Origin of the sequence: Pseudomonas sp. PS1(2021) (assembly GCF_020405165.1) — a bacterium.
In the GTDB taxonomy this organism is placed as follows: domain Bacteria; phylum Pseudomonadota; class Gammaproteobacteria; order Pseudomonadales; family Pseudomonadaceae; genus Pseudomonas; species Pseudomonas aeruginosa.
The window spans coordinates 5430505-5453827 of record NZ_CP084484.1 but is presented as its reverse complement, the minus strand read 5'-3'; the positions used below and the strand labels follow the sequence as shown (position 1 = coordinate 5453827).

General features: G+C 65.3%; 19 protein-coding genes and 2 pseudogenes. 10 read left to right on the top strand and 11 right to left on the bottom strand.

Translation table 11 applies throughout. The features are described 5' to 3' along the window. Positions 1-22 precede the first annotated feature (22 nt). From arcA to rfbB, 11 genes are all read right to left on the bottom strand, one after another. On the bottom strand, positions 23-1279 hold the full coding sequence (gene arcA, locus LE197_RS26000) for an arginine deiminase (RefSeq protein ID WP_023108863.1): 1257 nt from the start codon (positions 1277-1279) through the stop codon (positions 23-25). A 21-nt stretch (positions 1280-1300) separates the two neighbouring features. Further along, positions 1301-2749, bottom strand: a complete 1449-nt coding sequence (arcD, locus tag LE197_RS25995) for an arginine-ornithine antiporter (protein WP_003123669.1) — start codon at positions 2747-2749, stop codon at positions 1301-1303. Between the two features lie 795 nt (positions 2750-3544). Then, positions 3545-4828, bottom strand: coding sequence for a C4-dicarboxylate TRAP transporter large permease protein DctM (gene dctM / locus LE197_RS25990; RefSeq protein ID WP_003105529.1), 1284 nt, complete (start codon positions 4826-4828; stop codon positions 3545-3547). Beyond that, positions 4825-5457: a C4-dicarboxylate TRAP transporter small permease protein DctQ gene (dctQ, locus tag LE197_RS25985; protein WP_226033747.1), complete on the bottom strand. Its 633-nt coding sequence runs from the start codon at positions 5455-5457 to the stop codon at positions 4825-4827. Before dctQ ends, dctM begins: the two co-directional genes overlap by 4 nt. Before the next feature lie 18 nt (positions 5458-5475). Beyond that, complete coding sequence (gene dctP, locus LE197_RS25980; protein WP_003105525.1) at positions 5476-6471, bottom strand: C4-dicarboxylate TRAP substrate-binding protein DctP; 996 nt, start codon at positions 6469-6471, stop codon at positions 5476-5478. A 240-nt stretch (positions 6472-6711) separates the two neighbouring features. Then, entirely contained in the window at positions 6712-8100 is a 1389-nt protein-coding gene (gene dctD, locus LE197_RS25975; RefSeq protein ID WP_003096187.1) for a two-component system response regulator DctD, read from the bottom strand. Next, positions 8097-9935: a two-component system sensor histidine kinase DctB gene (gene dctB, locus LE197_RS25970; RefSeq protein WP_003141891.1), complete on the bottom strand. Its 1839-nt coding sequence runs from the start codon at positions 9933-9935 to the stop codon at positions 8097-8099. Before dctB ends, dctD begins: the two co-directional genes overlap by 4 nt. A 59-nt stretch (positions 9936-9994) precedes the next feature. Next, positions 9995-10540 (bottom strand): dTDP-4-dehydrorhamnose 3,5-epimerase, encoded by a 546-nt coding sequence (rfbC, locus tag LE197_RS25965; RefSeq protein WP_003096184.1) that lies wholly within the window; start codon positions 10538-10540, stop codon positions 9995-9997. After that, the gene (rfbA, locus tag LE197_RS25960; RefSeq protein ID WP_023108862.1) at positions 10540-11421 is read right to left on the bottom strand and encodes a glucose-1-phosphate thymidylyltransferase RfbA; all 882 of its coding nucleotides are present in this window, start codon (positions 11419-11421) and stop codon (positions 10540-10542) included. Before rfbA ends, rfbC begins: the two co-directional genes overlap by 1 nt. Further along, positions 11418-12326 carry a dTDP-4-dehydrorhamnose reductase gene (gene rfbD, locus LE197_RS25955; RefSeq protein WP_015649800.1) on the bottom strand — a complete coding sequence of 303 codons (909 nt, stop codon included), beginning with the start codon at positions 12324-12326 and terminating at the stop codon, positions 11418-11420. The genes rfbA and rfbD overlap by 4 nt, the downstream gene beginning before the upstream one ends. Then, positions 12323-13381: a dTDP-glucose 4,6-dehydratase gene (gene rfbB / locus LE197_RS25950; RefSeq protein WP_003105513.1), complete on the bottom strand. Its 1059-nt coding sequence runs from the start codon at positions 13379-13381 to the stop codon at positions 12323-12325. The genes rfbD and rfbB overlap by 4 nt, the downstream gene beginning before the upstream one ends. 497 nt (positions 13382-13878) lie before the next feature. Here rfbB and LE197_RS25945 point away from each other — a divergent pair, with 497 nt between their 5' ends. From LE197_RS25945 to pcaD, 10 genes and pseudogenes are all read left to right on the top strand, one after another. Beyond that, positions 13879-15255 carry a tyrosine-type recombinase/integrase gene (locus LE197_RS25945; RefSeq protein ID WP_226033746.1) on the top strand — a complete coding sequence of 459 codons (1377 nt, stop codon included), beginning with the start codon at positions 13879-13881 and terminating at the stop codon, positions 15253-15255. 313 nt (positions 15256-15568) lie between these two features. After that, the gene (locus LE197_RS25940) at positions 15569-16411 is read left to right on the top strand and encodes an IclR family transcriptional regulator C-terminal domain-containing protein (RefSeq protein ID WP_226033745.1); all 843 of its coding nucleotides are present in this window, start codon (positions 15569-15571) and stop codon (positions 16409-16411) included. A gap of 304 nt (positions 16412-16715) precedes the next feature. Further along, positions 16716-17054: pseudogene (locus LE197_RS25935) on the top strand (MFS transporter); the annotation flags it as partial. Continuing rightward, a pseudogene (locus LE197_RS25930) lies at positions 17051-17212 on the top strand (OprD family outer membrane porin); the annotation flags it as partial. The pseudogenes LE197_RS25935 and LE197_RS25930, both read left to right, overlap by 4 nt. Before the next feature lie 144 nt (positions 17213-17356). Continuing rightward, positions 17357-18229 carry a methyl-accepting chemotaxis protein gene (locus LE197_RS37180; protein WP_318840921.1) on the top strand — a complete coding sequence of 291 codons (873 nt, stop codon included), beginning with the start codon at positions 17357-17359 and terminating at the stop codon, positions 18227-18229. Between the two features lie 123 nt (positions 18230-18352). After that, positions 18353-19201, top strand: coding sequence for a CoA transferase subunit A (locus tag LE197_RS25920; protein WP_226033744.1), 849 nt, complete (start codon positions 18353-18355; stop codon positions 19199-19201). Then, positions 19201-19983 (top strand): CoA-transferase subunit beta, encoded by a 783-nt coding sequence (locus tag LE197_RS25915; RefSeq protein WP_160491387.1) that lies wholly within the window; start codon positions 19201-19203, stop codon positions 19981-19983. The genes LE197_RS25920 and LE197_RS25915 overlap by 1 nt, the downstream gene beginning before the upstream one ends. Next, positions 19980-21185: a 3-oxoadipyl-CoA thiolase gene (pcaF, locus tag LE197_RS25910; protein WP_226033743.1), complete on the top strand. Its 1206-nt coding sequence runs from the start codon at positions 19980-19982 to the stop codon at positions 21183-21185. Before LE197_RS25915 ends, pcaF begins: the two co-directional genes overlap by 4 nt. A 251-nt stretch (positions 21186-21436) precedes the next feature. After that, complete coding sequence (locus LE197_RS25905; protein WP_413247427.1) at positions 21437-22516, top strand: lyase family protein; 1080 nt, start codon at positions 21437-21439, stop codon at positions 22514-22516. A gap of 11 nt (positions 22517-22527) precedes the next feature. After that, the gene (gene pcaD / locus LE197_RS25900; RefSeq protein WP_226033741.1) at positions 22528-23316 is read left to right on the top strand and encodes a 3-oxoadipate enol-lactonase; all 789 of its coding nucleotides are present in this window, start codon (positions 22528-22530) and stop codon (positions 23314-23316) included. Positions 23317-23323: the final 7 nt, after the last annotated feature.

Sequence of the window (23323 nt, the reverse complement as noted above, 5' to 3'; positions counted from 1 at the left end):
CAGCTCGAGAGAGGGTTGTCTGTCAGTAGTCGATCGGGTCGCGGACGATCGGGCAGGTCATGCAGTGGCCGCCGCCGCGACCGCGACCCAGTTCGCTGGCGCTGATGGTGATGACCTCGACGCCGGCCTTGCGCAGCAGGGTGTTGGTGTAGGTGTTGCGGTCGTAGCCGACCACCACGCCCGGCTCCAGGCAGACCACGTTGTTACCGTCGTCCCATTGCTCGCGCTCGGCGGCGAAGCTGTTGCCGCCGGTCTCGACCACGCGCAGTTTCTTCAGGCCGAGGGATTCGGCGACCACTTCGAGGAAGGTTTTCTCCTCGCGGCGGATGTTCATGCCGTAGGGGCTGCTCGGATCGGGGCGCAGGCTGAAGGGCACGATTTCCTTGACCACTTCCGGGAAGACCGTGACCAGGTCGCGGTCGCAGAAGCTGAACACGGTGTCCAGGTGCATCGCGGCGCGGGACTTCGGCAGGCCGGCGACGATCACCCGCTCGGCGGCGCCCTTGGCGAACAGCGACTGGGCGACCTGACCGATGGCCTGGCGCGAGGAGCGCTCGCCCATGCCGATCAGGACCACGCCGTTGCCGATCGGCATCACGTCGCCGCCTTCCAGGGTCGAGGAGCCGTGGTCCTTGTCCGGGTCGCCGTACCAGATCTCGAACTCGGCGTTGGCGAACTCGGGGTGGAACTTGTAGATGGCGGTGGTCAGCAGGGTTTCCTGTCGTCGCGCCGGCCAGTACATCGGGTTCAGGGTCACGCCGCCGTAGATCCAGCAAGTGGTGTCGCGGGTGAACTGGGTGTTCGGCAACGGCGGCAGCAGGAAGCTGGAATGGCCCAGGTACTCGCGGTACATCTTGAGGATGTCGGCGCCTTCGCTGGCGGGCAGGTCGTCAGCGGCGACGCCGCCGATCAGGTACTCGGCCAGCTTGCGCGGCTCCAGGCTCTCCAGCCAGGAGCGCAGCTCGCTGGTCAGGCCCAGGCCGACGCTGTCGGCGGTGATCTTGCGATCGAGGATCCACTTCAGCGCTTCCGGGTTCTGGATGGTCTCGGTCAGCAGATTGTGCATCTCGAGGACGTCGATGCCGCGCTCGCGCATCTTGGTGACGAAGTCGAAGTGGTCGCGCTTGGCCTGGTTCACCCAGATCACGTCGTCGAACAGCAACTCGTCGCAGTTGCTCGGGGTCAGGCGCTGGTGGGCGAGTCCGGGCGAGCAGACCATCACTTTGCGCAGTTTGCCGGCTTCGGAGTGGACGCCAAGTTTGGTTTTTTCCGTGCTCATTTCACGTCTCCAGTGGAGTAATCAGAGGGTGAGGAAACCGTCGTAGAGGCCGTAGGCAGCCACCAGGGCGCCAATGACGACTGCGGCGAAGATCAGTTTTTCGATTCCGGTGAAGATCGGCTGGCCGACCTCGTGCTTGGCCTTGGCGAAAAGGATCGCGCCGGGCGCATACAGCAGGGCGGACAGCAGCAGGTACTTCAGGCCCCCGGCGTAGAGCAGCCAGACCGCGTAGGCCACGGCGATGCCGGCGATGACCAGGTCCTTGCTGCGTTCGCGGGCATCGTTCTCGTAGGTCTCGCCCTTCAGGGTCAGCAGCAGGCCATAGGCGGCGGACCAGAAGTACGGGATCAGGATCATCGAGGTGGCCAGGAGCAGCATCTTGGTGTACGGGTCCATGCCGTCCGGGTCGCCCGAGGTGAAGAACACCACCACCAGGAACACCTGTACGCAGATGTTGGTCAGCCACAGGGCGTTGGCCGGCACCTGGTTGGCGTTCTCGCGGCGCAGGAACTCCGGCATGGTGTGGTCCTTGGCGGCGGCGAACATGATCTCGGCGCACAGCAGCACCCAGGAGAGCAGCGCGCCCAGCAGCGAGATCAGCAGGCCGACGCTGATCAGCACGGCGCCCCAGTGGCCGACCACATGCTCGAGTACCAGCGCCATCGACGGGTTCTGCAGCTTGGCCAGTTCCGGCTGGGTCATCACGCCCATGGACAGCACGTTGACCAGCACCAGCAGGAGCAGGACGGTGATGAAGCCGATCACGGTGGCCTTGCCGACGTCGGAACGTTTTTCCGCGCGGGAGGAGAAGATGCTCGCGCCCTCGATGCCGATGAACACCCAGACGGTGACCAGCATCATGTTGCGCACCTGGTTCATCACGCTGCCCAGGTCCGGGTTGCTCTTGCCCCAGATGTCGGCGGTGAAGATGTCCAGCTTGAAGGCGAACAGGCAGATCAGGATGAACAGGAACAGCGGCACGACCTTGGCCACGGTGGTGACGGTGTTGATGAACGCCGCCTCCTTGATCCCGCGCAGCACCAGGAAGTGCAGGGCCCAGAGCAGGACCGAGGCGCAGACGATCGCCGCGACGGTGTCGCCCTTGCCGAAGATCGGGAAGAAGTAGCCGAGGGTGCTGAACAACAGGACGAAGTAGCCGACGTTGCCCAGCCAGGCGCTGATCCAGTAGCCCCAGGCCGAGGAGAAACCCATGTAGTCGCCGAAGCCGGCCTTGGCGTAGGCGTACACGCCGCCGTCGAGTTCGGGCTTGCGGTTGGCGAGGGTCTGGAAGACGAAAGCGAGGGTGAGCATGCCGACGGCGGTGATCGCCCATCCGATCAGGACGGCGCCGACGTCGGCGCTGGCTGCCATGTTTTGCGGAAGGGAGAAGATGCCCCCTCCGATCATCGAGCCGACAACCAGAGCCGTTAGCGCTCCTAGTCGGAGTTTTTGGCTGGATTCTTGGGACATTTTCGGAATCTCCCTATAGGAATTGAGAGTGAAGCCATTAGGCGGCAGCGGCTATTGTTGAATGCTGATCCACGTCAATAGCTTCCTACTCAAAGTAATTAGATGACGCATTCCTGTAAGTTGCGAGTGCCAAAGATAGAAGAGGAATCTAAGACCTGCCCGGAATAGGGCGGTTTTTTCATGTGATAGGGGAAGTCTTGCCATCCGCTACGGGGAAAGCTTGAAATTGCTCGAAATCGGGCTATAAGCCGCGGATCAAGCCGGATCGTTGATGCCGATCAATGAATTTCGCGAGACGGTATTCTGACTTTCAGGTGGGTGGTCGCCGGCTTGTTGACGGTCCGTCGAAAAACCGCCGCGACTTTCCAGGGAAGTGTTGCAGTATTTCGAGAGGAGTATTTTTTATTTATAAGTAAAAATAATTTTCCGCTCTTATCAAAGAACGAAAAAGCACAAGGAAAGAAATGAAGAAGCCCGGCGTTCGCCGGGCTCTTCATTTGGGCTTCAGGGTGTGAAGACCGCTGGGGGGACGGGATCGCCGCCCACCCGCCGCGCGTGCTGGCGCACGTCGGCACAGGGGAAGGGGCCGCCATCCGGTTCGTGGCCGAAGGGCGCGGTTCGCTGGGCGAACCGAAAGCCGGTGCCAGGGGCACTGCGAGCGATTGAGCAAGCGGCGTGCCAGCCATCGACAGGTGGCCCGGCCCGTCAACTGCGGGGCACGGGCCTGCGGCATGAGCGGATTTTTGCCGAAGGCCCGAGCGCAGGGCGGGGTTTTCCGCCGTCGTTACCGTTCCGTCAGCTCATCCCCAGCCAGTTCGGCAATGCCAGGGATACCGCCGGGATGTAGGTCACGATGATCAGGAACACCAGCAGGATCATCAGCCACGGCAGCGCTGCGCGGATGGTCGCGCCCAGCGGCATGCCGGTGACCGCCGAGGTGACGAACAGGTTGAGCCCGACCGGCGGCGTGATCAGGCCGATCTCCATGTTCACCACCATGATGATGCCGAGGTGGATCGGATCGATGCCCAGCTCCATGGCGATGGGGAAGAAGATCGGCGCCAGGATCAGGATGATCGCCGAAGGCTCCATGAAGTTGCCGGCGATCAGCAGCACGATGTTCACCACCAGCAGGAACATCCATGGCGAAAGTCCCAGTTCCGTGACCCAGCTGGCGATGCTCTGCGGTATCTGCTCGGTGGTCAGCACGTGGGCGAAGAGCATGGCGTTGGCGATGATGAACATCAGCATGATGGTCAGCTTGCCGGACTCCAGCAGCACCTTCGGGCATTCGCTCAGGCGCATGTCGCGGTAGACGAACAGTGCGACGAAGGCCGAGTACACCGCGGCGACGGCGGCGGCCTCGGTGGGGGTGAAGGCGCCGGAATAGATGCCGCCGAGGATGATCACCATCAGCAGCAGCCCCCACAGCGCCTTGCGCGCGCTGGCCAGCCATTCGCGCAGACTGACCCTTGGCATGGCGGGCAGCTTCTTGACCCGGGCGACGATGTAGATCACCACCATCAGGATCAGTCCCAGCAGCAGCCCCGGAACCACGCCGGCGATGAACAGCTTGCCCACCGAGGTCTCGGTGGCGGCGGCGTAGACCACCATCACGATCGATGGCGGGATGAGGATGCCGAGGGTGCCGGCGTTGCAGACGATCCCGGCGCCGAACGCCTGTGGATAACCCGAGCGGACCATGCCGGCGATGGCGATCGAACCCACTGCCGCCACCGTTGCCGGAGACGAGCCGGATAGCGCGGCGAAGAGCATGCAGGCGAGCACCGCGGCGATCGCCAGGCCGCCACGGATGTGTCCGACGCAGGCGTTGGCGAAGTCGATCAGGCGCCGCGCCACGCCACCGGTGGTCATGAACGCGCCGGAGAGCAGGAAGAACGGGATCGCCAGCAGGGTGTAGTGCTCGGAGGTCTCGAACAGCTTGATCGCCAGCGAGCGTACCGAGTCCGGGCTGAACAGGAGGATCGTCAGTGCGCCGGAGAGACCCAGGGAGACGGCGATCGGCACGCCGATGAACATCAGCAGGAAGAGCAGCAGGAAGAGGAACAGAATGGTCATGCCTTGGGCTCCTCGTGCTCGGTCAGCTTCAGCGCGTCGGCAGCCTCGTCGGCCAGTCCCAGTCCGGTCTGGCGGTTGCGCAGGATGCGCACGAGGATCTCGGCGAAACGGATGAACACCAGGGCGAAGCCGACCGGCACGATCAGGCCGATGTGCCATTGGCGGATGCCGAAGTGGTCGAGGTCCTCGGCGCCGATGCCGGCGATGAACAGGGTCTTCACCCAGTCGTAGCTGGCCACGCAGAGCAGGCCGGCGTAGCCGAGGCAGGCCAGGCAGGTGATCACGCCGAGCACTCGCTGTACCGGTCGCGAGGCCAGCTTCACCAGCACGTCCACGCCGAGGTGCCCGGCGGTGCGTACGCCGTAGGCGATGCCGAGGAAGATCAGCCAGGCGAACAGGGCCTTGGTCAGGGCGTTGCTCCAGGTCATCTCCTGGGCCAGGGTGAGGACCCCATCGCCGATGGCGAGCAGCGTCTCGTTGCCGCCCTCCCAGAGATCGGCGAGATCGTAGAGCAGCGTATAGAGGTTATTGAGGACTACATAAACGAAGGTAACCAGCGTCATGGCGGCGAGGAGGAAGGCGATCAGGCCTTCCTCCAGGCGCGCCCAGACGCGCGCGAGCGCGTGCATGGGCTTTCCCTCTTCTTCTTATTGGGCCTGGTTGGCGGCTTCGGCGGCCTTGATCAGGTCGGCGCCGATCTCGCCTTCGAACTTCTTCCACACCGGCTGCATGGCCTTGCGCCATTCGGCCCGCTGTTCGGGAGTGAGTTCGATGATCTCGCTGGTCTTGGCCTCGACGATGCGCTGCTTGTCGCCCTGGTTGAGCGCCTCGGCCTGCTTGTTCACCTCCACGGTGACCTCGTCCATGGTCTTGGCCAGCACGCCGCGCACGTCTTCCGGCAGGCCGTTCCAGAACTTGGTGTTGGTGATCACCATGTAGTCCAGCACGCCGTGGTCGGACTCGGTGATGTACTTCTGCACTTCGTGCATCTTCTGCGAGTAGATGTTCGACCAGGGGTTCTCGGTACCGTTGACCACGCCGGTCTGCAGGCCCTGATAGACCTCGGCGAAGCTCATCTTGCGCGGGTTGGCGCGCACCGCCTTGAACTGTTCCTCGAGCACCTTGGAGGCCTGCACGCGGAACTTCAGGCCGCGGGCGTCCTTCGGCTCGCGCAGGGGCTTGTTGGCGGACAACTGCTTCATCCCGTTGTGCCAGTAGCCGAGGCCAGTGATGCCCTTGTCCTGCATCGAGGTCAGCAGCTCCTTGCCCTGCGGGCTCTGCTGGAAGCGGTCGACCGCCTGGATGTTGTCGAACAGGAACGGCAGGTCGAAGATCTGCAATTTCTTGGTGTACTGCTCGAACTTGGCCAGCGACGGCGCGATGATCTGCACGTCGCCCAGCAGCAGGGCTTCCATCTCCTTGCCGTCGCCGAACAGCGACGAGTTCGGGTAGACCTCCACCTTGACCTTGCCCGGCAGGCGTTCCTCCACCAGTTTCTTGAACAGCAGCGCGCCCTGGCCCTTGGGCGTGTGCTCGGCGACGACGTGGGAGAACTTGATGACGATCGGGTCGGCTGCCTGGACGATTCCGGCGACGGTCAGGGAAAGTGCGCAGACGAGCGCCTTCGCGGTGTGCTTGAGCATGAGACTTCCTCTTTGTTCTTGTCTGTCTTTTATGAAGAGGACGGGTGTCCTCTCGGCGTGGCCGAACAAGGGAAGTCTAGGCAGCGCAGCGGCAGATGCTGCGTGAATCGGAAAAGCGCCTGGTCTTCTGCTTGTTGGAACGCTCGGGAAGCCGTGAGCAAGCCCTGTGCCAGTCGGGCAAGGGTACGCAGGGGAGATGCTGCGGGCGCGGATGGCGAACGGTTGGCGGTAATCCGCCATTCATTCGCCATCATCTGGCGGATTTTCGCCAGGCGTGTTGAACGGCAGGCCGTGCTTGCGCAGCTTGTCGTGCAGGGTCTTGCGCGGGATACCGAGGGCCTCGGCGACGCTGCGCAGCGAATTGTGCGGGCGTTCCAGTTCGGCAGCGATCAGCGAGCGCTCGAAGGCCTCGACCTTGGCGCTGAGGTTGTGCGGCTCGTCGGCGGCGTCGGGCAGGACTCCGTCGTCCAGGCTCAGGCCGAGACCCAGGGCGAAGCGCTCGGCGGCGTTCTGCAATTCGCGCACGTTGCCCGGCCAGTCGTAGGCCAGCAGCCGCGCCGACTGGCCGGCGTCCAGTTCGCGTGGCGTCAGGCCATGACGCATGGCGCCGGCTTCGGCGAAATGGCGGAACAGCAGCGGGATGTCTTCGCCGCGCTCGCGCAGCGGTGGAATGCGCAGGCTGGCGACGTTGAGGCGGTAATAGAGGTCGGCGCGGAAGCGGCCCTGGTCGGCGGCCTGGCGCAGGTCTTCCTTGGTTGCCGCGATGATGCGGATATCCAGCGGGATCAACTGGTTGGAGCCGAGCCGCTCGACTACCCGTTCCTGCAGCAGGCGCAACAGCTTGACCTGCACGTCCAGGCTCATGCTCTCGATCTCGTCGAGGAACAGGGTGCCGCCATTGGCGTACTCGAACTTGCCGATGCGGCGCTTCTGCGCGCCGGTGAAGGCGCCGGCCTCGTGACCGAACAGTTCGCTTTCCACCACCGATTCGGCGAGGGCGCCGGCGTTGATCGCGACGAACGGTCCGTCGCGTCGGCTCGACAGGTCATGCAGGGCCCGCGCGACCACCTCCTTGCCGGCGCCGGTTTCGCCAAGGACCAGCACGTCGGCCTGGATCGCCGCCAGCGAGCCGACCTGCTCGCGCAGGCGCTGCATGCCGGCCGAGCGTCCGATCAGGCGCCCATGCAGCTCGTGGCGTTCGGCCAGGGCCAGGCGCAGGGTGCGGTTCTCCAGGACCAGCCGGCGCACCTCCAGGGCGCGGCGCACGCTGTCGAGCAGGGCGTCGCTGGGGAAGGGCTTTTCCAGGAAGTCATAGGCGCCGCCGCGCATGGCCTGGACCGCCAGCGGCACGTCGCCGTGGCCGGTGATCAGGATCACCGGCAGGTCGGCGTCCTGTTCGTGCAATTGGCGGAGCAGTTCCATGCCATCGATGCCGGGCATGCGGATGTCGCTGACCACCACCCCGGGCCAGTCCTTGCACTGCGCGGTATCCAGCTGGCGCGCGTCGTCCAGGGTCGCGACCTTGAGCCCGGCGAGGTCGAGCGTCTGGCGCAGGGCCTGGCGCAGGTGCGGATCGTCGTCGATCAGCAGGACCTGGGTCTGGGCATCGAATGGCGCGAAGGGACTCATGCGCGGGTTTCCTCCTGGGGCATGGCGGCGACGCCGGGAACTCCCGGCAGCAAGTGCAGGCGCACCACGGCGCCGCCTTCGAGATGGTTGCCCATTTCCAGGCGGCCGCCGAGGGCGCGCAATAGGTTATCGCAGATGGCCAGGCCGAGGCCGAGCCCTTTGGCGGTGGTCTTGGTGGTGAAGAAGGGTTCGTGGGCGTGGGCCAGGGCGTCCTCGGAAAACCCCGGGCCGTTGTCGCGCAGGGTCAGGATCACGCCGTGCTGGTCCTGGCTGGCGATCACCCATAGGCGCCGTGGCGGAGCTTTCTCGGCGAGCGCGTCGAGGGCATTAGTGAGCAGGTTGCCGAGGATCTGCCGCAAGCGGGTCTCGCCGGCCTGGACCCACAGCGGGGCGTCCGGCACGTCGCGCAGCAGTTCGACGTTCATCGCCCGCCGCCGACTGGCGAGCATCGACAGGGCGTCCTCGATCGCCGGCTGCAGCTGCACGTTCTCCGGCGCCCGGCGCGCACCGCGGGCATAGGCCTTGAGGTGGGCGATGATCGAGGCCATGCGGGTGGTGAGGTCGCTGATCTGCTCGAGATTGCCGCGGGCGTCCTCGGTGCGCTGGTGGTCGAGCAGCACCCGGGCGTTGTCGGCGTAGCTGCGGATCGCCGCCAGCGGCTGGTTGAGTTCGTGGCTGATGCTCGCCGACATGGTGCCGAGGGCCGTGAGCTTGCCGGCCTGGACCACTTCGTCCTGGGCGCGCATCAGCTCGCGCTGGGCCTGCTCGCGTTCGTGGACTTCCTGCTGCAACTGCGCGTTGGCGTTCTCCAGCTCGCGGGTGCGTTCCAGTACGCGCTCTTCCAACTGGCGCTTGGCCTCGGCCTCGAGAGCGATGCGGTCCAGGTAGTGACGGCGGCTGAGGGTCAGCAGGGTAAGCAGCAGGAGCAGGGCGAGCAGGGTCGCGCCGCCGATCAGCAGGACGCTGCGCACCGGCCGTTCGATGAGGGTGCGGGGGGCGTAGATGCTCACCGTCCAGCCGGTTTCCGGTAGCGTCCGGCTCTGGCTGAGCCAGGCGCTCTGTTGCAGGCGCAGGGGCTTCGGGTCCTGCACCGGGTAGGGGATGTTGGCGTGGATCTCGTCGCGCTCCGCCGCGCTCAGCGGCCGACTGGCATGGAAGCGCCAATCCTCGCGCGAGGAGAGGATCACCACGCCGTAGTTGTCTATCACCAGCAGTTGCTCCGGGGAATTGCCCCAGAGCCGTTCGATGTGTTCGAGATCGACCTTCACCACCAGCACGCCGATGATCCGCGAGCCTTCCTTCACCGCACTGGCGAAGTAGTAGCCGCGCTTGATCGAGGTGGTGCCCAGGCCGAAGAAGCGCGCCAGGCGGCCCTGCATGGCCTCGCGATAATAGGGGCGGAAGGCGAAGTTGCGGTGGACGAAACTGTCCGCCTGGGCCCAGTTGGAGGCGACCTGGGTGGTGCCGTCCGGTTGCAGCAGGTAGATCACGTCGGCGCCGGTGCGTCGGCGGATGTCGGCCAGCGCCTCGTTGGCGATCTTCTGCAGCAACGGGTCGCCAGGTTGTTGCAGGGCCTGGCGCAGCACCGGCAGGCCGCCGAGGATCTGCGGCAGTTCTTCGTAGCGGCGCAGCGTGCCGAGCAGGTTGGCGACGTAGAGGTCGAGCGTCTGGCGGTTCTGCTCGGCCAACTGCTCGCTGTAGTAGCGCTCGGCGAAATATTGCAGGGGCCAGAGCAAGGGCGCGAGAAGCAGGGCGAGGATGACCAGCGAGCGCCAGCGATGGAAATAGGCTTTCAAGACGAACGAACCTGCCGTGGCTGCGAGTATCCGGGGCATCCCGGACGGGATGCCCTAAATTATCACGCCTTGCGCCGAGTCCGGTCGCTCCCTGCCGTTCAGGGGAAGCAGTCGGCGTCGGCGAATGCCTTGCCCTGGCGGTCCTTCTCCGAAAGCAGGGGGGCATCCTGCAGCGGCCAGTCGATCTTCAGCTCGGGATCGTTCCAGACGATGCAGCGTTCGTGTTCCGGCGCCCAGAAGTCGGTGGTCTTGTAGAGGAACTCGGCGTATTCGCTGAGCACCACGAAGCCGTGCGCGAAGCCGGCCGGAATCCACATCTGGCGCTTGTTCTCCGCGCTCAGGCGTTCGCCTACCCACTGGCCGAAGGTCGGCGAGCCGCGACGCAGGTCGACGGCCACGTCGAATACCTCGCCGAGAGTGGCGCGCACCAGTTTTCCCTGGGCTTGCCGGATCTGGTAGTGCAGGCCGCGGAGGACGCCACGGGCGGAACGCGAATGGTTGTCCTGGACGAAGCTGACCGGATGACCGCAGGCCTCCTCGAAGGCGCGCTGGTTGTAGCTTTCGAAGAAGAATCCGCGATCGTCGCCGAACACCCGGGGTTCGAAGAGGATGACGTCGGGGATTGCCAGGCGGGTCGCTTTCATCAGTACACGGTCTCGGTCAGCAGGCGCTTGAGGTATTGGCCGTAGCCGTTCTTGGCCAGCGGCGCGGCGAGTTTTTCCAGTTGCGCGGCGTCGATCCACTTCTGCCGGTAGGCGATCTCTTCCGGGCAGGCCACCTTGAGACCCTGGCGGTTCTCCAGGGTGGCGATGAACTGGCCGGCCTCGAGCAGCGAATCGTGGGTGCCGGTATCCAGCCAGGCGTAGCCGCGGCCCATGATCTCCACGCTGAGCTGGCTGCGCTCCAGATAGGCGCGGTTGACGTCGGTGATCTCCAGCTCGCCGCGCGGCGAAGGCTTCAGGTCCCTGGCGATGTCCACCACCTGCTGGTCGTAGAAATACAGGCCGGTGACCGCGTAGTTCGACTTCGGCTCCAGTGGCTTCTCTTCCAGGCTGATGGCCTTGCCGCCCTGGTCGAACTCGACCACGCCGTAGCGCTCCGGGTCCAGCACGTGGTAGGCGAAGACGCTGGCGCCGGTCTGGCGCTGCGAAGCGCTGCCGAGCAACTCGTGGAAGTCGTGGCCGTAATAGAGGTTGTCGCCCAGGACCAGCGCGCTGAGGTCGTTGCCGATGAACGACTCGCCGATCAGGAAGGCCTGGGCCAGGCCGTCCGGCGACGGTTGCACGGCATATTGCAGGTCCAGGCCCCAGTTCGAACCGTCGCCCAGCAACTGCTGGAAGCGTGGGGTGTCCTGTGGGGTCGAGATGATCAGTATCTCGCGGATGCCCGCCAGCATCAGGGTACTGAGCGGGTAGTAGATCATCGGCTTGTCGTACACCGGCAGCAACTGCTTGGAGATGGCCAGCGTTGCCGGGTGCAGGCGGGTGCCCGAGCCTCCGGCGAGGATGATGCCCTTGCGTTTCATAGTGGTCCCTGCTCGCTCAGTTCCTGGATCATGCGTCCGGCATGGTAGCGCCAGTCTGGCAGTACCAGGCCGAAGACCTGTTGCAGCTTGCGGTTGTCGAGGCGCGAATTGGCCGGACGCTTCGCCGGCACCGGGTAGTCCTCGGTGGCGATCGGCAGGACCCGCTGCGGCGTCGCCTGCAACTCCCAGCCCCGCTCCAGCGCCTGTTCGATGACGAAGCGCGCATAGAGGTGCCAGGACGTCTCGCCGCTGGCGACCAGGTGGTAGGTGCCGCTGGCCCGTGCTGCCAGCTCGACATCCCAGCGCAGGCGCTGCAGGGCCTGGGCGGTGACGTCGGCGATCAGCTCGGCGCTGGTGGGCGCGCCGAACTGGTCGGCCACGACCTTGAGTTCGTCGCGTTGCCCGGCCAGGCGCAGCATGGTCTTGGCGAAGTTTCCGCCGCGCGCGGCGTAGACCCAGCTGGTGCGGAAGATCAGGTGGCGGCAGCCGCTGGCGCGGATGGCCTGCTCGCCTTCCAGCTTGGTCTGCCCGTAGACGCTCAGCGGGCCGGTCGGCGCGTCCTCGGCGAAAGGCGCGCTGCCCGCGCCGTCGAACACGTAGTCCGTGGAGTAATGCACCAGCCAGGCGCCGCAGCCCGCGGCCTCCTCGGCCAGTACCGCGACGGCGCGGGCATTGATCAGGCGGGCGTTGTCGGCATCGCTCTCGGCCTTGTCCACCGCGGTGTAGGCACCGGCGTTGACGATGAACTGCGGCCGCTCGGCGCGAACCAGCCGCGCCAGGCCTTCGGGGTCGGCGAGATCGGCGCGCCGGCGGTCGCAGACCAGCAGTTCGCCCAGCGGCGCCAGGGCGCGCTGCAGCTCCCAGCCGACCTGGCCGTTGGCGCCGAGGAGAAGGATCCGGTTCATGCGTACTGCTTACCCACCCACTCGCGGTAGGCACCGCTGGTTACGTTGGCCACCCAGTCCTGGTTGTCCAGGTACCAGCGCACGGTCTTGCGGATGCCGGTCTCGAAGGTTTCCGCCGGCTTCCAGCCCAGCTCGCGCTCCAGGCGCGTGGCATCGATGGCGTAGCGGCGATCATGGCCCGGACGATCCTTGACGAAGGTGATCTGCTCGCGATAGCTGCGGCCGTCGGCGCGCGGCTGCTCCTGGTCGAGGATGGCGCAGAGGGTCTCGACCACGTCGAGGTTGGCCTTTTCGTTCCAGCCGCCGACATTGTAGGTCTCGCCCAGTTGCCCGGCTTCGAGGACCCGGCGGATGGCGCTGCAATGGTCCTTGACGTAGAGCCAGTCGCGGATCTGCTGGCCGTCGCCGTAGATCGGCAGCGGCTTGCCGGCCAGGGCGTTGTGGATCACCAGTGGGATGAGCTTTTCCGGGAAGTGGTACGGGCCGTAGTTGTTCGAGCAGTTGGTGGTCAGCACCGGCAGCCCGTAGGTGTGGTGATAGGCCCGCACCAGGTGGTCGGAGGCCGCCTTGGACGCCGAGTAGGGACTGTTCGGCTCGTAGCGGTTGTTCTCGGTGAAGGCCGGATCGCTCGGTGCCAGCGAGCCATAGACTTCGTCGGTGGAGACATGGAGGAAGCGGAATGCCGCCTTCGCTTCCGGCTCCAGCGCGCCCCAGTAGGCGCGCACTTCTTCCAGCAGGCGGAAGGTGCCGACGATGTTGGTCTGGATGAAGTCCTCGGGGCCGTGGATCGAGCGGTCCACATGGGATTCCGCGGCGAAGTTGAGGATCGCCCGCGGCTGGTGATCGGCGAGCAGGCGGGCTACCAGCTGGCTATCGCCGATATCGCCGGCGACGAAGGTGTGCCGGGCGTCGCCGTCGAGGCTGGCGAGGTTCTGCCGGTTGCCGGCGTAGGTGAGCTTGTCGAGGCTGACCACCGGCTCGTCATGCAGGGCCAGCCAGTCGAGCACGAAATTGGCGCCGATGAAGCCGGCGCTGCCGGTCACGAGAATCGTCATGAGTCATACCTTGTTCAAGCAGTGGTTGTCCGTAGGGCTGCTTCGACACGTCCCGCCAAGGTGTACCAATCGATCGTGAAGACGACGATTAGTACGGGAAAAATGGCGATCCTGCCAACCCCAGATCTGGTAGGTGCATCTGACCCGGCATTCTATTCGAAGTGCCATCACTGGGTAGAAAGGAAGCAGGATAAAACAAAAAGCCCCGCGCGAGGCGGGGCTTTTCGGGATTCATGGTGCCGGCACCAGGAGTCGAACCCGGGACCTACTGATTACAAGTCAGTGTCAAATGTAGGTTTTACACAGCTCGTATCAGCAAAATTGACACGCTCAATATCATCATAAGTAACTGATTTAGCAGTGTTTAAACGATTTCATTGGGCTGCGGTGAAAAATATAACCACTGTTCAATCTTTGGTCAAATCCCTACCCCAAACCTACCCCAAGCGCTATAGTCCTACCCCAAACCTACCCCGGAATCGGTCAGGAGCGGGCAGATGAAACAGTACGGCGCGATGAAGGAACACATCCTCCAGCGACTTAAGTATGACCCCCAAAAAGGCCGTCAGGATTACCTGGATCCGCCCATGCCCGGGCAGGGTACCTTCGGTGTACGGGTCAACAAGACATGCAAAAGTTTCATCTTGCTGTATAGCTTTCATGGCCATCCCCGGCGCCTGACCATAGGCAAATACCCGGATCTGTCGCTTGCTGAGGCACGTGCCAAGGCCGCGCAGGCTGGTGAACTGCTTAAGCAAGGAATCGACCCTGGGCAAAAGAAGATTGTCGAGTTGGTCGAGTACCGCACAAGCCCGACTTTTGAAGAAGCCGTTGAAAGCTATCTGGAGTGGGCCGAAAAGAACAAGAAGTCTTGGCGTGAGGATGAGCGCATGCTGCGCGCTGAGTTTGTTCCCCATCTGGGGCGCACCAAAATTGGTGATGTCACGCGTAAACAGGTGATGGCGTTGCTCGATGACAAGGCCAAGACCGCCCCGGTGCAGGCCAATCGTCTGTTGGCCGTAATCCGCAAGATGTTCAACTTCTGCGTCGAGCGCGAGATTCTTGCTGCGACACCCCTGGTGCAGATCAAAAGGGTGGCCAAGGAAACGCCTCGGGAGCGTAGCCTCAATCGGCACGAGTTGGTGTGGTTTCTGCACCAGCTGGCGGGGGCCTCGCTCAGCCAGAACACGCGTTTTTCTCTCTTGCTGAGTCTGATGCTGGCGCAGCGCTCGGGGCGCATCGTTGCCATGCGCTGGGTCGACTTTGACCTCGACGAGCAGATCTGGGACCGCAGTGGCAAGTTCGAGAAGAACAACAACCCGATTGCCATCCCGCTCTCGGAGGATGTGCTGAGCATTCTGAATTACTTGCGCGAGCGCCAAGTTCAGAAAGTGGTGTCGAATGACCCTGAGCGCTGGGTTAATAGTAAAAAGCTGCCCAGTCCCGGGCCGTATGTGTTTCCAGGGCGGTGGCCTACTAAGCCGCAGACGCAGCCCTCTCTCAACCGCGCGATGCGCCGATTCTACGATGACTATCTGAAGGATCCGGAGCGAGTCGAAGAGGAGAGCCTGTTGCGCGTCGCGGACGGCTATCCGCGGCCTACGGTGCACGATTTGCGCCGCACCGCTACCACACACATGTCAAAGCATGGCTTGGGCAAGGAAGTGCGTAGTCGCATCCTCAACCACAAGGATCTGTCGGTGGATGCGATCTATGACCGCTATGCCTACTTCGATGAAAAAGCAGTGGCGCTGAGTGAGTGGCATGCCTTTTTGAAAGGGCTGCTGCGAAAGGAATTTGGCGACGTGGACTGGGTCGAGTTCTACGGGCGGCGTATGGAGGGTGTCTCGTCAGGTGTCGAAGAGGAGGTATGAGGCCAAGTTCGGAGCGCAGGCTCGGTGGCCCGCTTGGCTGATCGCTCGGCTGATCGCCTGGGCGGCAGGCCTGCGTGCGCGCGGGTAGCGCGGCGCAGGAGATGCCTGGGGGAGGGAGATGGCCTCGTCTTGTGGGCGAGGCCATGCCGGGTAACACGCTTACCTGACCAGTGACTTGGCAGCGGGTGCCCACGGCGGCGCCACGTTAGAAGTGTGGCTTGAAGAGGTCAATTGCGATTATCGAACTAGGGTTCGATAATCGCGCAAGTTCCGTCGGATCACGTACCGCAGCATCACGCACAGGACAATAACAATGAGCGAAGAACCCCGCCTGCCGCTGGCGACCCTGGCGCCGCCTATCGTGGCCTCGCCGGCCAAGCGCATTGAGGCGCTGACCGGCGACCCCAACTTCATGACCTCGCTGGCCCGTGGCCTGGCGGTGATCCACGCCTTCCAGGAGCGCAAGCGCCACCTGACCATTGCCCAGATCAGCCATCGCACCGAGATTCCCCGCGCCGCCGTGCGTCGCTGCCTGCACACCCTGATGAAACTGGGCTACGCCACCACCGACGGGCGCACCTATTCGTTGCTGCCCAAGGTGCTCACCCTTGGTCATGCCTACCTGTCGTCGACGCCGCTGGCGGTCACCGCCCAGCCGATTCTCGACCGCATCAGCGAGCAGCTGCACGAGGCCTGTTCCATGGCCACCCTGGAGGGCGACGAGATTCTCTACATCGCCCGTTCGGCGACGCCGCAGCGCCTGATCTCGGTCGACCTCAGCGTCGGCAGCCGGCTGCCGGCCTACTGCACCTCCATGGGCCGCATTCTGTTGGCCGGCCTGGATGACCTGGCCCTGGACGACTACCTGGAACACGCCGACCTGCAGGTGAAGACCAGCCGCACCATCCATACGGTCGAAGGTCTGCGCGCCAATATCGAGGAGATCCGCCAGCAGGGTTGGGTGATCATCGACCAGGAGCTGGAGATCGGCCTGCGCTCGGTCGCCGTGCCGCTGAAGGATTCGGCCGGCCAGGTGCTGGCCGCGCTCAACGTCGGCACCCACGTCAGCCGCGTGTCGCGCCAGGAGCTGGAATCGCGCTACCTGCCGGTGCTGCTGGAGGCCAGCCGCGAGCTGAGTACGCGGCTGTTCCATTGAGGTCAGCGGTTTGTGTGGGTAGGTAATGGTCTGCAAAGCGTTCGATCAGCGAACGCTTAGGCGGTTATCGGATTGAACCGCCGACGGGCTCTCCGTACTGTCTCTCCAGGCCGTTCACCGGGCGGCCACTAATAAGAACAATGAGAGACCGTCACGGCCACAAGCTGGCGCAGCGCATCAAGCGTCTGCCGGTGCTGGGCTGCGCGCCGCTTCAGCCTTGGCTGCCGCTCATTCCTGTTCCGTTCGCATGTTCGTCGCCGCCAGTGCGCGGTGCTGCGACGCAAAGTCCACAGGAATTGCCGTTATGACCAGCTCTGCCCAGATCCCCGCCGTCGCCAACCGGGATGTCCAGGCCTTCATCAATGCCCAACCCCTGTCGCGCTACCAGTGGCGCATCGTCCTGCTGTGCTTCCTGATCGTCTTCCTCGATGGCCTGGATACCGCGGCCATGGGCTTTATCGCCTCGGCGCTGACCCAGGATTGGGGCAGCGACCGCGCCAGCCTCGGCCCGGTGATGAGCGCCGCGCTGATCGGCATGGTGTTCGGCGCCCTCGGCTCGGGGCCGCTGGCCGACCGCTTCGGGCGCAAGCTGGTGCTGGTGGTGGCGGTGTTCCTGTTCGGCCTGTTCAGTCTGCTCTCGGCCAGGACTGGGAGCGCGACCTAGATATCGGCTACACGGTGCAAAGCGGCGCGCTCAAGGGCCTCGGCGTGCGCGTGCATAACGTGGTCGCGCGCTCCAACTACCGCAGCGATATCGACGAGAACCGGCTGATCTTCAACTACAGCTGGAACCTGCTGTAGCGGCTGATCGGTTCTTGCGTAGGGTGCGCTGTGCGCACCTGGGCTTGTGCAGGGCCAGTGGTGCGCGCGGCGCACCCTACAGGGCCTATGCACCGTTAAAGCGGCCGGGCCTGGTGGCCGGGCCTGTCAGTTCAAGGAGTGTTTATGTTGCGTTATTCCCATGGAGCCTGGTGGCAGGGTCTGGCCGCGCTGTGCGTGCTGGGCAGCCTGTGGCCGGGCGCATTCGCCGTCTGGGCGCTAGGCGCCGCGCTGCTGTGCGGCCTGCTGGCGGCCATCGCCTATGCCCGGCGCCCGCCGTTGCCCGAACCGCAGACCATCTATGTCGAAGTGCCGGTGCCTGTGCCTGCACCACCCAGCGCGGTGCCGCCGCCGGCTGCGCCGCCGCTGCCCAATCTGGGCCAGCCGCTGCACGAGTTGCTCGACAGCATCCAGCGCAGCGAGGCGGACATGCAGTACGCCACCGAACTGGCCCGCGCCGGCGGCGAGAAGGTGCAGGCCAGCGCGGCCAGCATCCAGGCCGCAGCGGCCGCCATCGAGCAGCTCAGCGGCTATATGGGCGAGGTGGAGCAGCTGTTCAACGAGCTGGGCGCGCAGTCCACGCGCATCGCCGCGCTGGTCGGCGGCATCCAGGACATCGCCCGGCAGACCAACCTGCTGGCGCTCAATGCCGCCATCGAAGCCGCCAGGGCAGGGGAGCAGGGTCGCGGTTTTGCCGTGGTCGCCGACGAGGTGCGCCACCTGGCCAGCCGCGCTAACGACTCCAGCGAGCAGATCCGCCAGATCGCCGGCAGCCTGCAGCGTTCGGCCGATGAGGCGCGGCTCGGCATGCAGCAGGCCGCCGATTCAACCCGCAACGGCCTGCACACCACCGGCGCGGCCCTGCAGGCCATGGCCGAGATGCGCGCCGGGGCCCAGGCGCGCCAGGAGATCGTGCTGCGCATCGTCGCCCAGCTGGCCGGCCAGCGCGAACGCACCCTGCACCTGCAAGCCCTGTGTGCCACCGACGCTCCTGGCTGAAAAATGTATAGAGATGTTCGATTATCGAACCAATAGTCGATTATCGGATTGTTTGGCCGCAGGCCTGGCGCTAACGTTTGCTCACCGGCGTGCCTGCGCCACGCAAACCACAAGAGAACCCCCATGGCTGAAATCCTCTCCCTGCGCGAAGCCATCCAGCGCTTCGTCCACGACGGCGACAGCATCGCCCTCGAAGGCTTCACCCACCTGATCCCGACTGCCGCGGCCCACGAAATCATCCGTCAGGGGCGCAAGGATCTGACCCTCAATCGCATGACCCCGGACCTGGTCTATGACCTGCTGATCGGCGCCGGCTGCGCCAAGAAGCTGGTGTTCTCCTGGGGCGGCAACCCCGGTGTCGGTTCGCTGCATCGCCTGCGCGACGCGGTGGAGAAGGGCTGGCCGCAGCCGCTGGAGATCGAGGAACACAGCCACGCCGACATGGCCAACGCCTATGTGGCCGGCGCCTCCGGCCTGCCGTTCGCGGTGCTGCGCGCCTACGCCGGTTCCGACCTGCCCAAGGTCAATCCGCTGATCAAAACCGTCACCTGTCCGTTCACCGGCGAAGTGCTGGCCGCCGTGCCCAGCGTGCGCCCGGACGTCACCGTGATCCACGCGCAGAAGGCCGACCGCAAGGGCAATGTGCTGATCCAGGGCATCCTTGGCGTGCAGAAGGAAGCTGCCTTGGCCGCCAAGCGCTGCATCGTCACGGTCGAGGAGATCGTCGACGACCTGAATGCGCCGATGAACGCCTGCGTGCTGCCGGGCTGGGCGCTGAGCGCCGTATGCCTGGTGCCGGGCGGCGCCCATCCGTCCTACGCCCACGGTTACTACGAGCGCGACAACCGCTTCTACCAGGCCTGGGACCCGATTGCCCGTGATCGCGACAGCTTCACCGCCTGGATCGACACCTATATCCGTGGCACTGCCGATTTCGCCGCCTACCAAGCCAAGCTCGCGGAGGCCAACTGATGAGCGCCTACAGCACCAATGAAATGATGACCGTGGCTGCGTCCCGTCGCCTCGGCAACAGCGATGTGACCTTCGTCGGCATCGGCCTGCCGTCCAAGGCCGCCAACCTGGCGCGCCTGACCCATGCCCCGGACGTGACCCTGATCTACGAATCCGGCCCGATTGGCGCCAAGCCCAGCGTGCTGCCGCTGTCCATCGGCGACGGCGAACTGGCCGAGACCGCCGACACCGTGGTGCCCACCGGCGAGATCTTCCGCTACTGGCTGCAGGGCGGGCGCATCGACGTCGGCTTCCTCGGCGCGGCCCAGGTCGACAAGTTCGGCAACATCAACACCACGGTGATCGGCGACTACCACAACCCGAAAGTGCGCCTGCCGGGTGCCGGCGGCGCGCCGGAGATCGCCGGTTCGGCGAAGAAGGTATTCATCATCCTCAAGCAGGGCCACCGCACCTTCGTCGACAAGCTGGCCTTCATCACCTCGGTCGGCCATGGCGAAGGCGGCGAGCACCGCCAGCAGCTGGGCCTGCCCGGTGCCGGCCCGGTGGCGATCATCACCGACCTGTGCATCATGGAGCCGGAAGCCGGCAGCAAGGAATTCGTGGTTACCTCGATCCATCCGGGCGTGAGCCGTGAGCAGATCATCGCCGCCACCGGCTGGCCGATCCGTTTCGCCGCGCAGGTGGCCGAGACCGCGGCGCCCGAGGCCTTTGAGCTGGAAGCGCTGCGCGCCCTGGAAGCACGTACCGCCGCCGCCCATGGCCAGGCCGGGGGTGAGGAATGAGCCGCGAGGTTTTTATCTGCGATGCCATCCGCACGCCAATCGGCCGCTTCGGCGGCGGTCTGGCGCCGGTGCGCGCCGACGACCTGGCTGCCATCCCGCTCAAGGCCCTGCTCGAACGCAACCCGCGGCTCGACCCTGCGGCCATCGACGAGGTCTTTATGGGCTGCGCCAACCAGGCCGGCGAGGACAACCGCAACGTCGCGCGCATGGCCCTGCTGCTGGCCGGCCTGCCGGAAACTATTCCGGGCGTGACCCTCAACCGCCTCTGTGCCTCGGGCATGGATGCAGTGGGCACGGCGTTTCGTGCCATCGCCAGTGGCGAGATGGAGCTGGCCCTGGCCGGCGGCGTCGAGTCGATGTCGCGTGCGCCCTATGTAATGGGCAAGGCCGACAGCGCCTGGAACCGCAACCAGAAGATCGAAGACACCACCATCGGCTGGCGTTTCATCAACCCGCTGATGAAGGCGCAGTACGGTGTGGACGCCATGCCGCAGACCGCCGACAACGTCGCTGACGATTACCAGGTCAGCCGCGCCGATCAGGACGCCTTTGCCCTGCGCAGCCAGCAGCGTGCCGGGCGCGCCCAGGCCGAGGGTTTCTTCGCCGAGGAAATCGTCCCGGTGCTGATCAAGGGCAAGAAGGGCGATACGCTGATCGAGGCGGACGAGCATCTGCGCCCGGACACCACGGCCGAGGCGTTGGCCAAGCTCAAGCCGGTCAATGGCGAGGGCAAGACCGTCACCGCCGGCAACGCCTCGGGGGTCAATGACGGTGCCGTGGCGCTGATCCTGGCCTCGGCCGAGGCCCTGCAGAAATACGGCCTGACCGCCCGTGCCAAGGTACTGGGCATGGCCAGCGCCGGCGTGGCGCCGCGTGTGATGGGCATCGGCCCGGTGCCGGCGGTGCGCAAGCTGCTCGACCGGCTGAAGATCAGCATCCATGACTTCGACGTCATCGAACTCAACGAAGCCTTCGCCGCCCAGGGCCTGGCCGTGACCCGCGAGCTGGGTCTGGCCGACGACAGCGCCAAGGTCAACCCGAATGGCGGCGCCATCGCCCTAGGCCACCCGCTGGGGGCCAGCGGTGCGCGCCTGGTGCAGACCGCGCTGCACCAGCTGGAGAAATCCGGTGGACGCCTGGGGCTGGCGACCATGTGCGTCGGCGTTGGCCAGGGCCTGGCGCTGGCCATCCAGCGGATATGAGCTGGGTGGCCCCTGTAGCCCGGATGTAATCCGGGACGATTGCACGGGCTAACCCCGGATTTCATCCGGGCTACCACAGTGTCGGGTGCAGCGCAGTACTAGTGCCCTCTCCCCTTGGGGAGAAGGGCGAGGGATAGGTGCCGCGCTGAATTCGCCGGAGCCATACTGCGACCCTAGGCATAACGCCAGATTCTTGGGAATCATCCGTTGTGAGCAACCAACTCTTCGACGCCTATTTCACTGCACCGGCCATGCGCGCGATCTTCTCCGATCACGGCCGGGTGCAGGGCATGCTGGATTTCGAGGCTGCCCTGGCGCGTGCCGAGGCCAGCAGCGGGCTGATCCCGCAGGCGGCCGTGGCGCCCATCGCCAGCGCCTGCCAGGTCGAACGCTACGATTTCGCCGCGCTGGCCCAGGCCATCGTCACCGCCGGCAACTCGGCCATTCCGCTGGTCAAGGCACTGGGCAAGCAGGTCGCGGCGCAGAGTGCCGAGGCCGAGCGTTATGTGCACCTCGGCGCCACCAGCCAGGACGCCATGGACAGCGGCCTGGTCCTGCAGTTGCGGGCGGCCATCACTTTGCTCGAACAAGACCTGGCGCAACTGGCCACGGCCCTGGCCCGCGAACTCGACCTGCAACTGCCGGAGCAGCCCTGGCATACCCAGCGCGACCGTCTGGTGGAGTTCGCCAGCCTGCTCGGCCTGATCGCCGGCAGCCTGGGCAAGTTCGGCCGCGATCTCAGCCTGCTGATGCAAACCGAGGCCGGCGAAGTGTTCGAGGCGGCCGCGCCGGGCAAGGGCGGTTCCTCGACCATGCCGCACAAACGCAACCCGGTCGGCGCCGCCGTGCTGATCGGCGCTGCCACTCGTGCCCCCGGTCTGGTGGCGACCATGTTCAGCGCCATGCCCCAGGAGCACGAGCGCAGCCTGGGCCTGTGGCACGCCGAGTGGGACACCCTGCCGGAGCTGTGCTGCCTGGTTTCCGGCGCGCTGCAGCAGGCGCTGCAGCTGGTGCCGGGGCTGGAAGTGGATGCCGCGCGCATGCGCAGCAACCTCGACCTGACCCAGGGGCTGGTGCTGGCCGAGGCGGTGAGCATCGCCCTGGCCCAGCGCATCGGCCGCGATGTCGCCCATCATCTGCTCGAACAGTGCTGCCAGCAGGCCGTGCGCGAGGGTGTGCACCTGCGCCAGGTGCTAGGCAGCCATGCCGAGGTCAGCGCGCAGCTGTCCGCCAGCGAACTGGATCACCTGCTCGATCCGGCCCTGTACCTGGGCCAGGCCCGCCGCTGGGTCGAGCGCGCCGTGGCCGAGCATCATCATTTTTCGCACTAGGAGTGCTTTGCATGCCTGCCGTACAACTCGCCGATGGCGAACTTTTTTACAGCCTTGAAGGCCCCGTGGATGCACCGGTACTGGTGCTGTCCAACTCGCTGGGCACTGACCTGCATATGTGGGATGCGCAGATCCCGGCCTTCGCCGAGCACTTCCGCGTGTTGCGCTACGACACCCGTGGCCATGGCCAGTCGCTGGTGACGGCGGGCCCCTACAGCATCGAGCAGAACGGCCGCGATGTGCTGGCCCTGCTGGACGCCCTGCATATCGAGTGCGCCGCCTTCTGCGGCCTGTCCATGGGCGGGCTGATCGGCCAGTGGCTGGCGATCAACGCGCCGGAGCGTATCCAGCGCCTGGTGCTGTGCAACACGGCGGCGAAGATCGGCAGCCCGGAAGTGTGGAACCCGCGCATCGACACCGTGCTGCGCGACGGCCAGGCAGCCATGCTGGCGCTGCGCGATGCCTCGATTGCGCGCTGGTTCACCCCCGAGTTCGCCGCGACCGAACCGGCGTTGGTCGGGCCGGTGGTCGGCATGCTGGCCGCCACCTCGCCCCAGGGTTACGCCGCCAACTGCGCGGCGGTGCGCGATGCCGACTTCCGCGAGCAGGTCGCCGGCATTGTCGCGCCGACCCTGATCGTCTGCGGCACGGCCGATGCGGTGACCACCCCGGAGCATGGCCGCTTCATGCAGGAACATATCCGTGGCGCCGAGCTGGTCGAGTTCCACGCCGCGCACCTGTCCAACGTCGAGGCCGGCGAGTTGTTTACCCGCCGCGTGCTGGACTTCCTTACCGCCTGAACAACCG